General features: G+C 33.6%; 14 protein-coding genes. 6 read left to right on the plus strand and 8 right to left on the minus strand.

What is annotated here, in order from left to right; genetic code table 11:
- The 5 genes from AB1422_08785 to AB1422_08805 all read left to right on the plus strand — a co-directional run.
- On the plus strand, positions 1-913 hold a 913-nt coding region (locus AB1422_08785; protein MEW6619412.1), incomplete at its 5' end, for a hypothetical protein.
- 31 nt (positions 914-944) lie between these two features.
- Positions 945-2,126, plus strand: a complete 1,182-nt coding sequence (locus AB1422_08790; GenBank protein ID MEW6619413.1) for a hypothetical protein — start codon at positions 945-947, stop codon at positions 2,124-2,126.
- Positions 2,127-2,163: 37 nt separating this feature from the next.
- Positions 2,164-2,835 (plus strand): hypothetical protein, encoded by a 672-nt coding sequence (locus tag AB1422_08795; GenBank protein MEW6619414.1) that lies wholly within the window; start codon positions 2,164-2,166, stop codon positions 2,833-2,835.
- Complete coding sequence (locus tag AB1422_08800) at positions 2,753-3,079, plus strand: hypothetical protein (GenBank protein MEW6619415.1); 327 nt, start codon at positions 2,753-2,755, stop codon at positions 3,077-3,079. Before AB1422_08795 ends, AB1422_08800 begins: the two co-directional genes overlap by 83 nt.
- A gap of 14 nt (positions 3,080-3,093) precedes the next feature.
- Positions 3,094-6,219, plus strand: coding sequence for a carboxypeptidase regulatory-like domain-containing protein (locus AB1422_08805; GenBank protein MEW6619416.1), 3,126 nt, complete (start codon positions 3,094-3,096; stop codon positions 6,217-6,219).
- 162 nt (positions 6,220-6,381) lie between these two features.
- Here AB1422_08805 and AB1422_08810 read toward each other — a convergent pair whose 3' ends face one another.
- From AB1422_08810 to AB1422_08845, 8 genes are all read right to left on the minus strand, one after another.
- A complete protein-coding gene (locus tag AB1422_08810; protein ID MEW6619417.1) occupies positions 6,382-6,912 on the minus strand; it encodes a cob(I)yrinic acid a,c-diamide adenosyltransferase in 531 nt (176 codons plus the stop codon).
- Between the two features lie 16 nt (positions 6,913-6,928).
- Complete coding sequence (locus AB1422_08815) at positions 6,929-8,827, minus strand: glycosyltransferase family 39 protein (protein MEW6619418.1); 1,899 nt, start codon at positions 8,825-8,827, stop codon at positions 6,929-6,931.
- Positions 8,828-9,416: 589 nt separating this feature from the next.
- Positions 9,417-9,572 (minus strand): hypothetical protein, encoded by a 156-nt coding sequence (locus tag AB1422_08820; GenBank protein ID MEW6619419.1) that lies wholly within the window; start codon positions 9,570-9,572, stop codon positions 9,417-9,419.
- A gap of 26 nt (positions 9,573-9,598) precedes the next feature.
- Positions 9,599-11,065, minus strand: a complete 1,467-nt coding sequence (locus tag AB1422_08825) for an aminotransferase class I/II-fold pyridoxal phosphate-dependent enzyme (GenBank protein ID MEW6619420.1) — start codon at positions 11,063-11,065, stop codon at positions 9,599-9,601.
- Position 11,066: 1 nt separating this feature from the next.
- A complete protein-coding gene (locus AB1422_08830) occupies positions 11,067-11,642 on the minus strand; it encodes a hypothetical protein (protein ID MEW6619421.1) in 576 nt (191 codons plus the stop codon).
- Complete coding sequence (gene speE / locus AB1422_08835; GenBank protein ID MEW6619422.1) at positions 11,635-12,540, minus strand: polyamine aminopropyltransferase; 906 nt, start codon at positions 12,538-12,540, stop codon at positions 11,635-11,637. Before speE ends, AB1422_08830 begins: the two co-directional genes overlap by 8 nt.
- 647 nt (positions 12,541-13,187) lie before the next feature.
- Positions 13,188-13,565, minus strand: coding sequence for an adenosylmethionine decarboxylase (gene speD / locus AB1422_08840; GenBank protein MEW6619423.1), 378 nt, complete (start codon positions 13,563-13,565; stop codon positions 13,188-13,190).
- Positions 13,566-13,642: 77 nt separating this feature from the next.
- A complete protein-coding gene (locus AB1422_08845; GenBank protein MEW6619424.1) occupies positions 13,643-15,067 on the minus strand; it encodes a radical SAM protein in 1,425 nt (474 codons plus the stop codon).
- Here AB1422_08845 and AB1422_08850 point away from each other — a divergent pair.
- Positions 15,048-15,275: a hypothetical protein gene (locus tag AB1422_08850; protein ID MEW6619425.1), complete on the plus strand. Its 228-nt coding sequence runs from the start codon at positions 15,048-15,050 to the stop codon at positions 15,273-15,275. The two genes, AB1422_08845 and AB1422_08850, sit on opposite strands and share 20 nt — an antisense overlap.
- The last annotated feature ends 896 nt before the right edge of the window (positions 15,276-16,171 follow it).

Genomic DNA, 16,171 nt, shown 5'->3' on the forward strand with positions numbered 1-16,171 from the left:
AATTGGCATTCAAATGCAGGTATTACAAAAACTAAAGTGGATGCACTTTATTAAAGGAGGTGTGAATCTTATGTGGATATTAAAATTAAAAGGAAGGAGGTTCATTTTAGCTTTACTTACTGTGTCCATTATTATGTTAAGTGGCATGGGAAGGTATATAGATGTAGATGGGCTGCGTTTTAAACCCAGTTGGAAACCAGATGATTGGTGGATAGTTAAAAGTTTCTTAGCTTACCAAATGCCAGAACGGGGAGATGTAAGACCATCTCCAATTCCAGAAGAAAAGAGATTCCGAGTTCACCGTTTTGATGTAATTGGATTGGAAAAAGTTGATAAGGAAAAATGTTATGTAGTAAAACTTCAATTTGTTCGTTCAAATGTGCGAGAGGCATTCCCAGAAGAACCATTTACCTTGTTATATTATAGAGAAAAGGATTTGACTTTAAGAAAGATAGTGCCATACACAAAAGAAGGAAAGCGAGTCATCAAAATTAATATATTTGGTAAGCCTTGTGAAGTTGCTGAAGAATATGATATTTCTGCTCCAGTTCTTCGTGATTATGTAGATGGCGGTGGTATACCACTTTCCTTCCCACGATTTGATCTTCCTGGAACATATACAGCCCCAAGAGATATTATTAAGCCAGATAGACCAGGAGTTACTTTTTCTGATGAGAGATTATCTGACCAAAATATGGAGATAATTTGGGAGGAAAAAGATAATAAAAAGAATGAGATTCTTAAAATAACCTTGAGTAGAGATAATGTTCTAGCAAAACGACAGTTCGAAGTAGTTCAACACTGGGTTCAAGGAAAACCTTGGTGGATTTATGCTAAAGAGATATGGGATGATGGAGTACGGTGTGAATCTATCCTTTTGGAATATGGAGATTATAAGGATAAAATAAAATAGAAATATAAAAGGACTTTTTTAGGAGATTTAGATGTTTATCTTTCAGAAAAATATAATGAAAGAGTTAATAATTTTTTCCTATATCTTTGTATTAGTGGAAGGTTGTTCTGGAGAGAAAGGCATCAAAACACTGGAAGATAATAATATTTTATCAGTGTTATTGAAACCTAAAGACCAAGACAAGTTTAAGTTTGGAGAAATATCAGAGGCAGTATTTATTTTGAAAAACCATTCCAATAAAGCAATAGTTGTATTAAATATCAAACCTATTACAAATCATGGTGAAGATTCCATCGTTCTTTCGAGTAGTGCATACGGAAGCATTAGTAAATTAGACAATGAGGACGCTTACTGTTATAATGGAATGATACAATGTGCTACTTCGATGCTCTTTCACGCTTGTTTGTTGCTGCCCAATCAAGAGGTATTAGTTTTATGTAACTATCGTCCGATTTCTAAAACTGAATGTTTTACGGTTGAATATGTTTCTGCAAAAGATAAATATGATGGGACACTCAAGTCCCTGAGTCCACTTAACATTTATCTGATAGATAAGAATAAGAAAAATGGTTGGAGTAGTAGTATATATCGTCCTTTTGTGGAAAAGAATTGGCTTAATATATGTAAAGAGACACCTCAAACTGGTCAAGTTGGTCCTGATATTTCAGAGAGGGCGGTTATAATTCCTGGATTACCTGCAAGACCTACAGTACTAACAACTAAGGTATCGATAGAGTTAGAAAATGGAACATTTTCTGTGGAATCTGCTCAAAAAGTTGCTACTAAAATTTTAGGTTCACAACTAAGTAATATTCAGCTTGGTTATAGTAGTGCACTTGGCGGATATATTGTTTTAGAAAGGAATTTTTCCTGGCTTCTTAGAAATGATTATCAGGAAAACCGTGGTAGACTACTCTCTCATTTTCCCCTAACAATGTTGAAAGATATAGATTCATTTGGAACTGTTACAATTTGTATTGGCAATAAGCAGGAAGGATTTGGTCCGGAAAGACATGATGCTGGTTGGAAATTCTGGAATATTTACACTGTTGGTTATGGTGATGGGATGTATACACGAGGAGAATTCATTCAGATTAACAAAACGAGTTTGGTAGATTTTTTAGAACAAGTTAAGGAAAAAGATGGAAAGATTACAGAGTATAAATACTTCTTTCGCTCAAGATATTTTGTTCTTGAATTACCTAAAATGTAACAAAAACAAAAATTTGCAAAAAGGAGGCCTTTTCACTATGAAGAACCAATATTTAAGTTTTTTGGTATTAGTGATAGTAAGCATTTCAGGTATCGTATTTGCAGAAGAGGTAGTAAAGAAAGAAACTATACCAGTATTAAAGATTGATAAAAAAATTAATACTATTGAGCAACCTGTAAATCCAGTAGCACCGCAAGAGTCAATAAAAATTAAGCAACCTTTACCTATACCTAAAATTGAGACAATAAAGGATTTTAATTTTAAGGTAACAGGATATGGTGATACTGAGATAATCTTCTTCTCACCTCATATAATTCCACTTAAGACTTCACCTGAAGAGATGTATCGAATAGGAGATTATCTCCAGGCTAAAGGTGTTTATCGAAGGGATTACCAAACAGAAGTTAATTATATTGATGTGATTAAGATTAATCCAGAAAACCTATCCGAGATTAGCTATTTAAAGATATTCATTAAGGGTAATTTATCTTTATCTTATTATAGTTATGTAGAAGTAGAAGGTGAGATTAGTAATATTCTGTCACCTGATTCGGTTTTAGTAGATAGGTTAACCCATTGGGAAAAAATAGAGATAGATACAGAGGCTATCTATGATGAATGTGCAAATGAGATTATGCTACAAGCAGATATTATTCCAAGCAGCAACAGAAAACCCAGAGATAGCTCAATGGCTAAAGAAAGAATATAGTGTATCAAAAATTCCAAAGGAATATATAGAAAAATTACCTGATGCTAAATATAGAGAAATAGTAGGTTATGATTTTACTAATGAGTTGGTTACATGTACTTTTGAAGGGGATGAATTAATTAAAAATCCAAAATTTGCAGTATCTATGTTTATTAAATGCTTGTATGATGATAAGTATAAGAAAGTAGCAAAAATGCAGATCTCTTTCCGTAAGATTGCTAAGGGGCAATTAGGTAGTTATTGAAAGGAGAAATTATAATGCTGAGATTATCTTATTATGGAGTAACATTATTATTGATATTGTTATCATCTGTCTTAAATGCTCAGGCAGATAATAACAACTCTCCTTTTCCTCTCATTGGCATATTTGGCACTTTGGGAAATGGAGATGGTGAACTTCAACATCCATGCGGATTAGCAGTAGATGATATAAACGAATGGATTTATATTGCCGATACCGGTAATAATAAGATAAAGAAGTTCAATCGATTTGGAGACTTCCAGGATTCATTCGGAGGAGTAGGTACTGAGGATGGCAAGTTTATTCATCCTTACGGAGTAGCAGTAGATACTACTAATGATGATATTTATGTTGTGGATACGGTCAATCATCGTATTCAAAAATTTCATATTGCTCAAGGTACTTATACATTTATACTAAAATTTGGTGAGATGGGTAGTGGCAATACACAATTTTACTTACCAAGAGATATGGATGTTGGTCATGATGGTAATATTTATGTTTGTGACTCTGGCAACCAGCGAATACAAAAATTTAATACATCAGGAGACTGGTTAAATACTATTGGTCAAGATGCAGGATTACTATATCCTTATGGATTAGATGTAGATACTGATGGCAATATTTATGTTGCAGATACCTATCATCACCGTATTGTAAAATTTAATTCAAATGGAAACTTTTTAATGGAATTTGGTACTCATGGAACAGGTCCTGGTGAGTTTTATTTCCCTCGAGATGTAGGAGTAGATAGTAGTGGTAATATCTTTGTTGCTGATACAGAGAATTATCGAATACAAAAATTTGACTCAAATGGTGAATATCTTAACTCATTTGGTGTATTTGTTGACTTTCTATCTCCACAAAAGGTAGTCATAGATAAAAACTATAAACTTTATGTAATCGATTCCAATACTAACAAATTACGCATTTATGATGTCAGTGATTATATAAGCAATGTATTTGCAAAGCCAAATCCTTTCTCACCAGATAATGATACCTTCCTGGATACTACCTATATTCATTATACCATTCCAGAACCAGCAAAAATAACTATTACTATTTATGATAATACCAGTAGTTTAGTCCGAACTTTATTAGAAAATGAAGAAAGATTTACTTCTTCAAATGCAGAAGAATGGGATGGTAAAGATGATTACGGTATTACAGTTGTTGAAGGAATATATACCTGTAAGATAGATGCAGTAAATGCAGTTAATTATCATGCCCCACAGGTATCATGTGAAGTAATGGTATATTATCCTAAAGGGCAAATTTCAGGGACAGTAACTGATGGGATAAATCCTATAGAAGGAGCAGTTGTTACCGATGGGATAAGATATAATATAACGGATAAAGATGGTAACTATACTATAAAAAATGTCCCGGCAGGTGTTTTTACTGTAATAGCAAGTAAGAGTGGTTACAGTAGTGCAGGGCAACAGGTTATAGTTGGAATAGAAGAGATAGTTACAGGAATCAATTTTATACTGGTACCTATATCTGCCGCAGGACAAATGTCAGGTAAGGTAGCTGATGATAAAATGAATCCAATAGAAGGAGCAATAGTATCAGATGGAGATAGACATGACATAACCAATGCCGATGGTGAGTATACAATAAAGAATATCCCAGATGGGACATATACAGTCACTGCCAGTAAAGAAGGCTTTAAACCAGCATCTCAATCGGTTACAATAACAGATGGAGGAATAGTTGTAGGAGTAGATTTTATGCTTGAATCAGAAGTTAACCATCCACCTGTATTAGACCCAATTGGAGATAAAGAGGTTGATGAAGGTAAATTATTAGAGTTTATTATTACTGCTACTGATGAAGATGATGATATTTTAATCTTTGAGGTTGAGAATTTACCAACAGGAAGTACATTTATTGATGCTAAATTCAGTTGGAGACCTGCTTATGACCAGGCAGGAACTTATCCAGTTACTTTCAATGTCTATGATGCTAAGGGCGGTACAGATACTGAAACTATCACAATTACAGTAAATGATATTATTCCTCCACGCTATGTTTGGATGTATAAATTTGAAAAATTTGATAATAATGAGGTAATTGACTATTTATGTAACATGGAAATTAATGGAGTATTTCTTAGTCTTGATGTTAGGAAGATTAATGAAGGAAATCCCAATTACTCTGCAACATATACGGCTAAATTACAGGATTTCATTAACCAGGCTAATACTGAAGGTATTGAAGTTCATGCCATGACACTTGAAGACCCTAATTTTACCTATGAATCAGAGCATCAAAAGGGAATAGACCTGGTAGAGGATGTAATTGCATATTGCAGAAATAATCCTCTTTTAGCATTAAAAGGTGTACATATTGATACTGAGCCACATGCATTAGATGAATGGCAAGATGGAGACTGGAACATACGAGAAATATTGATGCAGTCGTATGTACTGCTACTTAGTAAAATCAGAGATACTTTAGATGCTAATTCTGATGTCAACCTCCATTTTTCTGCCGGTATTGCCTGGTGGTACAATGAAAAGGCTAATGAAGGAAAACTACCTTCTGGTGATACCTCAAACTTAGCAAAATATCTACAAACAGTAGTTCCAATGGTGTATGTCTCACCTGATGGAATAATAAGTCGAGTAGAAGATGAAATTGAGGAGGCAGATACTATTGTAGGTATCAAGGTAGAAGATTTCTTTAACTTTTATAAAGAACTTAAAGATACTATGGTTAAAATTGATAAAGAGTTTGAGAGCAAAACTCATTATAAAGGTATTTCCGTATTCGAATATAAGACAATGAAAGAGCTATACTTATTACCTACAATTACTATCTTTACAGATAAACCCGAATATTATACTAATGATACTCTCACCATAACAGCCTATGTTACTAATCGTGGTAATGATGTTAATGTTGATGTAAAGATTTGGCTAAAACTTCCAACTGATAAGTTAATATCATTGATAAATATGTATAATTATACTTTGAAACAAGGTATTGATTTTGAGGTTGATATATTTTACCATACCTTTGTTGGTAGTGAGCCACCTGGAGTGTATCTTGGAGGCAGTCGATTCTTAAATTTAATAACAGGTAATATTACCAGTGAGGATTTTACCTCTTTTGAATTTTTAGGTAGCTCTTATTAACTACTATATTTATCCGTGCTAATCCGTGTTAATCAGTGGCTGAATAGTTACTTATTTTCAATACATTTATTGTAAGCGTTCAGCAGTCAGCCATCAGTTGTCAGCTTATATACAAAAGTGTTATTCTTTGTCAGGACGGATTTTTAATGTTATAGTTTCTATTTAAAACTCAATCCCTTTTCTTCTCTGAATTCCTGAGTCATAAGGATGCTTTATTTTTTTTATCTCACTAACTAAATCTGCTTTTTCAATTATTTTCTGCGTTGCCCCACGACCAGTCAAAACCAATTCCATGCCTGGCGGTTTAGATTCCATTAGTTCTATTATTTCTTCCTCCTTCAAGAAGCCGTCCCGCAAGGAAATTAGAATTTCATCAAGTATCAGCATATCGTAGCGATTTTCCTGGTAGAGATTTTTAATAAACTTCAGTCCCTTCTGGCATTCTTCCCGCATCTCGTTGTAGGTAACATCTTTGAAGAAATGTGGGTGTTTTTTGGCAACCCCAAAAATATCCACTCCAATTTTTTCTAAGATTTGATGTTCGCCAGATTTCCATCGTGCTGGGGCTTTATGGAAATAAACATATCCCACTTTGAAATTATGCCCCTTTGCTCTCACCGCAAGACCAACAGCCGCCGTTGTTTTACCTTTACCTTCTCCAGTATAAATCTGAATCAATCCCCTTTTTTTCATTAAACAATTCACCCCTTTAGAGTTGAAATACCGATATTGCCCCTTGACAGTAAATTAATTTTAAATGATTTTGCATAAATTCGTGATATAATCTTTTCTCTTCCTTATTTTGAAAAGAGAAGTAATCAAAATATTTACTTAGCCACTGGCTACCTATTTCATTATAAAGTAAATGGGTTACGCCTGATTTCTTTAAATTATCTATCAGGTCTTTTTTATTTTTGGATTTACGGATTAATTCAAGGATGATATTGGTATCGAATTGCGTACTGACTAATTTATCCTGCTGACAATAGTAACTTCGCACCTCGCCAATAAATAAAATCTTACTTTCTTTTGGTAAATGCTGATTAATATATGAAATAACATCATAATAATCTTTAATGATTGATTTTTTAAGGAGAAATTTTTCACATCCATCTTTTTTTAAGCACATCAGATAAGAATTTTTATAGACAGTTTTTGAGACATTAAATAAATTCCATAACAGGCAAATAGCCAGTAAAAGATAAAGGTATTTGAACTTCGAAATCACATAGCCTATGACAACACATAATAAAACAAAACAAGGCAAACTAAACCTATCTACTGCACAAACATAAGACCAGAACAAAAAGAAAATCCCACAAAAGGTAAGTAAATATTTGAGGTTAAAATCTAATTTTTTAAGTTTCAGAAGGAAGGGTAGAGAAATAATGAATATTGGACCTACCGGGATTTTTACACCCGTATCCATCCCACCCCATTTAAAACATATATTCCAGAAGAAGATAAATGGTTTTAATAACAGGTGTTCTCCGGCACTATATCTGGTCATCTCATGAAGATACCGGCTCTGGTGAATTTGACTCCAATTTTTCCCACCAAAAGTATCGTAAAGCAATGGGAAAACAGGATTGCCGGTAAAAATAAGGTTTTTTATCAGCCATGGGACAACAGGTATCAAGGCAAATACCCCAAAAATAATCGTTGTTTTAATTGCTTTTAAAATCCCGTCTTGCCGCCACTTCCCAATTAAAATACTTAAAACTAAAATCCCAAATCCAAACCCGCCAAAATACTTAACACCAATAGATAATCCACAGGTTAGTCCAGACAGCAATAACCATCCATAAGTCTTTTCTTTATACCAAACTAAAAACGCATAAACCGCTAAAATCTCATAAAAAGTAATGGCAAAATCATTAAAGGCAGATGTAGCCACAAAAATGGCTAATGGCATACTACAAAAAGATAAAACAGATAAAAAGGCAACCTTTGGAGTAAAATATCTTCTCGCTAAAGAGTAAATACTCAATCCCGATAATATCCCAAATAAAAAATGTATTAATTTAGCCAGCAAATCTCCATTTAATAAAAGTCCAAGAGTGAAAAGCATTTCGGTATTAAAGGTATAGTTTGAAAAGCAATTATAGGGTAGATAGATAATCTTATGATGTTTAACATAAATTTCGGGCACGGCTAAATGATAAACCAGGGCATCAAAGGTAACTGTGGGAACCAGGACTAAAATTATGGCTAAGATGAGGGTAAGTGCAATGAAAAAACTGCAAATTAAAGAAAAGGGATTTAAATTAATTTTTACAAGAAATTTTCTTAAAAGGTATAAAATTTCACAATAAAAAATGCCTGCTAACAGCACAAATATTAAATAAAAGACCCAATCATAAAGCAAGCCTGATAATCCGAGGCATAACACAAGATAAGATACACATCCCAATCCTAATCCGGTTGAAAATATTAGTTCCTCTAAAAAACTATGTGTTTTAATCTTAAGGATTTTGAGTATCTTCAGCCCCAAACAGAAGGAAATTAGTATCAGAAGAAACAATTGACTAATTTCAGTTAACCTAAGATTCGCCAGATTTATCATCTTATTACCATTGTATCTAACACCTAACAGATTGTCAAGCAATTTAATTTTTATATGGGTTATTAACTGGAAGTTTACATAGGATAATACCCATAAATAAGGCATGAGAATAATCGTTCCGTTAGGAACATAATATCGGTAGGAATAGATAGACAAATCAATCAGTTCCGTAGGAACGATATATTGGTAGAAAATTTATGGAAAGCCATTTACCGATATATTGTCCCTCTGGGACATTATTTGTATGATATTTATTTCTACCGATATGTTCTCCCTATGGGACATTAAATGAAGGATGAGGTAGAATTTTCACATTCTATTTTTTCCCATTTTATCATAAGAAATGGGAGAAGGCAAGCCAAATGGACATAATTGTCTAAAAATATAGAGAGTTATAGCACTAATTTGACATAGTGTAGTAATGGTTCACACATAACTTGTTAATTCACTACGAGTATTTAATTCTAAGTAATGTTTTGAATAATAACTGCTATAGTCGTAACTATTCAGCCACTGATTACCATGGATTAGCACGGATAAATAACAGAGGAGAGAAAGCACAGTGGTAGGAACAGAGCTTGTTCCTATCCGTTCCGTAGGCGGAAGAACTACAAGGGTTGTCCTTATAACTCTAAGGACAGGCAAGTCTCCCAAATACGATTAGCGGGATTTTCCGTGTTTCATCTGTGTACATCCGTGGCTGAATCGTTACCATATTTTTACCTATATCTGAACGCTTACAAAAAATCTTGCGTCCAATAAAAATCAGTATCTCATCCGTGTTCATCTATGGCTGAACAGTTATGATATTTTTTACCTTACTACTTTGATTGTTTTTAAAGTTGGGGCTTCGGGGCCATTAAATCGCATTCCAGCTTTAGACTCAAGATTAATATAATCAATAATCCCTTGAGATATTCTTTCCCCGGGAAAAAGAAGAGGGATACCAGGAGGGAAAGGAACAATTAATTCAGCTGAAATTTCTCCGGATGCGTGAGTGAATTCTATCGTCTTGTGCTTACCAAAGACAGCATCATGTGGAGTTAAAACCTGTTCTGGTAAATCATGTAAGAAGTTTATTAATGGACTATATTTTTTAGATAGCTCTTGTGTTTTTAAAGTATTTATTTCTTCTTTAGAAGTAAAATCCCGCAAGCAAAAAAGTAGATAATCTATATCTTGCTCAGTATCTCCGATACTTATAATCAGGACAATGTTAAACAAATCTGACATCTCTATTTTAATCTTATATTGTTCTTGAAGGATTCGCTCTACTTCATACCCAAGGCAACCTATTTTCTTAACTGTAATTGTTATTCGAGTAGGGTCTAAATCGTAAACTCCGGGTTTGCCAATTAGTTCTTTACCAAAACAGGACAACCCGGGGATTTTATTTACCTCATTTCGTACTTTTGTAGCTAATTCAATTGTTTTTGTTAATAGTTTTTCACCTTCGGTTGCCATTTGCATACGAGCACAATCAAGAGAGGCTCTTAAAATACAAGAAGGACTTGTAGTTTGCAGTAGACTAAGGATTGACTTAACTCGCGCAGGATTTATGCTCTTTCCTTTAATATGAAGCATAGATGCTTGTGTCATCCCAGAAAGCAATTTATGGGTGCTATTAACACACATATCTGCTCCTGCCTCCATAGCGGAAGTGGGAAGTAAAGGATGAAATTTAAAATGAGCTCCCCAGGCTTCATCCACTAAAAGTAACTTATCATAATGATGGGTAATTTGGGCTATTTTTTCAATATCCGTGGTCAATCCATAATAGGTTGGATTAACTATAATTACTGCCTTTGCTTGAGGATGTTTTTTGATTGCCTCTTCGACATCCTCAGGGGTAACATTATAAGGAATATGTAACTCCTCATCCATCTCAGAGGGTATAAATACCGGGACTGCACCAGCTAAGATAACTCCAGAGATAATGGATTTATGAGCATTGCGAGGAACAATAATCTCATCTCCAGAACTACAAACAGAGAGAATCATTACATGGATACCACTTGTCGTCCCATTCACTAAGAAGAAAGATTTATCGGCGCCATAGGCTTGTGCAGTAAATAATTGTGCCTCTTCCAACACCTTCTCATAATTCTCTATATCATCTATATCCAGGTCTAATTTGAGGACTTCTTCTCCTACAAATTTGCGGAATTTTTCAGTACAACCCTTTCCTTGTTTATGTCCAGGAGTATGAAAAGGTAGTGTCTTATCCTCTACATATTTAATCATGGCATCAAAATATGGTGTCTGATATTGTGTTAACATCTTATCCTCCAACTACTATATTCTCTGAATATTTTTTATACCAAAAATACATGATTATACCATACCCAATTATTGGAATGAATATAGTCAATAAGGTATATGGAATTAAACCTAATAATACTAATATCGCAAACAAAACAAAGATTACTACTCCAATACTATCAGTTATAATCCACACCTTAACTTTTGTTGGTGCTTTCTTCCTTCCATGTTCAAAAAACAACAAAATATCCCAAAAAGAATATAAGATAAAAAGACCCGAAACCCAAATCCAATAATAGGTTATTTCTTTTGAGGAAGAAGTATAAATCAGTTTATATATTACAAATAAGATTATTGTATCTGTTGCAAATCGCCATTTAGTTTCTGAATAAGGTTTTTCAAAATCAGTCTCATGAACTATTATCCAATCACTTACGACAACAATGTATGTGAAAAAGAACAAGATATATCCCATTGCACTTGAGATTTTTTCAAAGTTACTAAATCCAATCCCTAATATAACTCCATACATTACATCGATAAAACTAAATAGATATTTTGATTCTTTTTTGACAATAGAGGTCTCTTTATTCATTTTCTAATTTCCAAATCAAATCTTTTGAATTAAATATTCCATATGGAAGTTTATTTGAAACAATATCTTTGAGAAATTCTGGTAATATAAAACAACCTTGATGAATCTCAGGTGTATAATATTTAAAATTCAATCCTCTGTCGTTAATTCTTCTTTTAATTTCTTCAATTTTTATTTCATCAGGTCTAAACGTCTTTGAACCGATAGTAAAACTCCAATAGATCCCAGGATAAGTTGGAACTATTGCGGTATAAACCTTGACCACAGGAAATACTGTTTTCATATTATTGACTACCATTTGAAGCATATTAGGCTGAAATATAGGGGACCCACTCTGTGTAACTATTATTCCACTATCATTCAAATATCGAGCCGCAGTTTGATAGAATTGAGGTGTGAACAAATTTACTGCCTCTCCAATTGGGTCAGTTGAATCTACCAATATTATATCATAAGATTCTTTGCTATTCTGAAGAGTTATGCTTGCCTCAGCAAATATTAAATTTACTCGACTGTCTTTATATGCATCTTTTGATATATCAAGATATTCCTGGCAGATTGAAACTACTTCCTTGTCTAACTCAACCATAGTTACTTTTTCAACAGGATGGCGCAAAACTTCACGCAAAGTGCAACCATCACCACCACCAACAATATAAACAGAACCTGGTTCAGGATGTGTTAGAAGTGGTGAATGAACCAGCATTTCATGATAAATAAATTCATCCGTCTCAGTTAATTGAACGATGTCATCTAAAAGTAACATTTTACCAAATTGATATGAATCTACAATTTTAATATTTTGATAAGCAGATTGCTTTTCGTATAATAGATTTTTAATTTTGTAACTGTGGGCACAATACGGAGTAGCAAAATCTTTAATCCATTCTTCAAACATCTACATTTTCTCCTCTTTGTAATCGCTCAGGTGTAGGTAAAAATATGGTAACTATAACTCAAATGGGTGTGGCTATTCTTAAACGACAGGAGATTTATTGTATCTCCTATGGTTATGTAAAAAAGAGTTAATAAAAAAGTTCCCTTCGGGTATAGATATAAAGTAGCCATCTTAATATCTCTATCAGAGATAGTCTATTTTCAGTTATCTTTGTGTTCTTTGTGTCTCCTTTGAGAACTTTGTGTTTAATAATGTAGGTATCCTTAATTTAACCACAAACCTTACGAAGTTTTTCACAACGCTCACAGAGATATAGATTTATAATGTAATGTTCTTTATAAACAGATTCCTTAAAAAGGAACAGGAAGTCTGTTTTAACCGTCGTCCAAAAGTAGCCACACCCAACTCAAATTTCAAAACGCAAAGATCAAAACTATAACTTAAAACTAAAGAGTTCTCCATCAGTCGCAATAAATCTTAATCAGTCTCTTAGAGAGTTCATAGAGTTATTGTAATTACAATCTCTTAATTCTACAAACTCTTAACTCTATAAACTCTATTAGTTTTAAGGTTTTGAGATGAGGTTTTGAGTTTTGACTTTTGAGTTAATATTGTCCAGCCTAATGGATAGGGCTGAACGGTTACTCCTATTTGTATTTTAATGGTGCACCATGTGGTTTTAAAATCCCTCTTTTAATCTCATGCAAGGTAAAATTTTTTGCCTTGAGTTCTTTTACCAGATAATCTGCGGCATCTTCAGGTTTCAATACTGTTCCACAGGTAAAAACATCACCTGCCGCATAGTTATATTCAGGCCAGGTATGGATGGATAAATGCGATTCTGCGATGACAACTATGGCACTCACACCATGTGGTGAAAATTTATGTGAAGATGTCTTAAGTACAGTAGCACCACAATTTTCTGCCGCAGAGACCAATATGTGCTCTACCTTCTTTTCATCATTTAAGATGTCTTTATCACATTCATATAATTCTATGAGTAAATGTTGTCCCAATGCCTCCATTTCATCTCTCCTATAAAATTTAACCTTAATACTTTACATTAAAATACAGGATTTGTCAAGAAAAATTTTACATCCTTCTATCTCATCGTCTTACCACTTATTACCTTTATACCTGCTTTTACCTTTTTTTTAAATTCGCCAAAGGATTTTATTTTAAGCAATTCCTTGAGGATATATGTTGGTCTTGTGTAAAAATACTTATAGGAATAATCAATTAATTCAAGTAATTCCGCAGAGGTAAGGTTTTCTTCCCAATATTCGGGTTGAAAGTTTTCTGTTGGATTTTGGGCAAAGTCGTGCCAGAAGTCTCTTTTTATAATTCCCTGTTCCAGTCCCTTTTGGTAAATATAGGTAGCCGGAAATGGCGTTGTAATGGTAATGTGGACAAAATCAGGGTTTAGTTTTTTGGCAAATTTTAAGGTTTGTAAAATATCCTCTTTAGTTTCTGTAGGTGAGCCAATCATAAAATAAGCCAGGGTAGAAATTCCTATCTTTTTAGTCAGACGAAATGCCTCTTCTACCTGCGTTAATGTAATTCCTTTCCTTAAAACCTTAAGTATTTTTTCAGTTCCTGCCTCAACACCGTAATGGATTCTTTCACAATTAGCCTGTTTTAATTTTTTTAGCATCGTCTCATCGACTGTATCCACTCGCACCCTTATATCCCAGCCAATATCTAATCTTTCCTTGATAATCTCATCGCAAATATCCAATACTCGTTGTCTATCAATGGAAAAGGTATCATCATAGATTAAAAATTCATTAATCCCCAGTTTAATACATTCTTTCATTTCCAAAATGACATTTTTCGCCGAATGTGCTCTAAATCGTTTCCCAAGGTGAGGTCTTGAACAAAAACTGCAATTATAAGGACAGCCGCGGCTGGTAATCATCGTCGTAATCGGGTTTCGTTTGGCAATCAAAGAAGAGTATTTTTTATAAGGGACCAAATGTCTTGCCGGATGCGGGAGTTCATCTAAATTTGTTATAAAATCTCGCGAGCCGGTATTGTATATTTTCCCATTGGCTTTAAATACTAATCCAGGGATATTCTTTAATTTCTCTAAATCATTAATATTATCCACCAATTCTGCAAAGGTGATTTCTCCCTCACCTAAGACTAAAAAGTCGATTTCAGGGAAAGATATTGTTTCGTTCGGGTAGATATAGATATGTGGACCACCTAAGACAATCTGGATTTCCTTAGAGATATTTTTAATCAGCTTAGCCGTTTTAAGAACATCAATCAATGTAAATGTCATCGTGGTCATTCCCACAACATCAGGATTGGTTTGTCTAATTTTTGATTCCAGTTCGTCGTAGTTTATTCCCTCTACCTGGGAATCCAATATCTTTACTTGATGAGATGTCCGTTTCTCAAGGTAACCAGCGATATACAGTAATCCTAATGGTGGATTATATCCTCGCTCTTCATCAATTATTGAGGGATTATTTCCTTTTAAGGTATATTTTGCTGGTGGATTGATTAATAATATTTTCATCACCAATAATATACCAGATATAGATGGTATTTGTCAAGAAGAAGATATTGAAACTTACCCATATCTTTTAATCTTAAGTTTTTATATCTATTCAGGTTATGACAAGTTTTATTTGATATTAACTCAAAACCCAAATGTCAAAAGTCAAATCTACAACTCAAAACTTAAAACTGATGTCCTTATTCAGCCACTGATTAACACGGATTAACACAGATAGAATAGAATGAGTTAAAATATGAAAGATAACAGAGGATATTATAGCGGTTATTAACTGGAAGTTTACATAGGATAATACCCATAAATAAGGTATGAGAATAATCCTTCCGTTAGGAACATAATATCGGTAGGAATAGATAGACAAATCAATCAATTCCGTAGGAACGATATATTGGTAGAATGAAAGGTAATGAGTCTTGCGAAGTAGTAAAATTTCCCATTTTTCATTTCCTATTTTACATTTTACATTTTACATTTATTTTTCCTTTGCGTCTCTGCGATGAATTAGTCTAATCGCACAGGTAGAAAATTTATGGAAAGCCATTTACCGATATATTGTCCCTATGGGACATTAAATGAAGGATGAGGTAGAATTTTCACATTCTATTTTTTCCCATTTTATCATAAGAAATGGGGGAAGGCAAGCCAAAGGGATATAATTGTCTAAAAATATAGAGAGTTATAGCACTAATTTGACATAGTGTAGTAATGGTTCACGCATAACTTGTTAATTCACTACGAGTAGTTACGAGTATTTAATTCTAAGTAAAGTTTTGAATAATAACTGCTATAGCAAGTAAAGGGTAGAGCGAAAAAAATAGCAGATAGTGATGTTTTCCGCGCTACTCTCTACATATCATCTTATCCTTACCCACAAGTTTTAGTGGACACCGTAAAGCGTGAGAAGGAAGGGGTTTTAATAATTGACAATTGACAATTCACCACTCACCATTATTAAGGAAATTTAGGGAAAAAATTGTGAATGGTGAATTGTGAATGAATGCATAGTTAATAACATTGTCCATTAAAAGATGTGGGTAAGGATAAACTACATATCATAGGGGGAAATTAAAGATAATGTTTCAAAATCTGTTTTATTTCTTATTA

It is taken from the genome of bacterium (assembly GCA_040757115.1).
In the GTDB taxonomy this organism is placed as follows: Bacteria; UBA9089; CG2-30-40-21; order CG2-30-40-21; family SBAY01; genus JBFLXS01.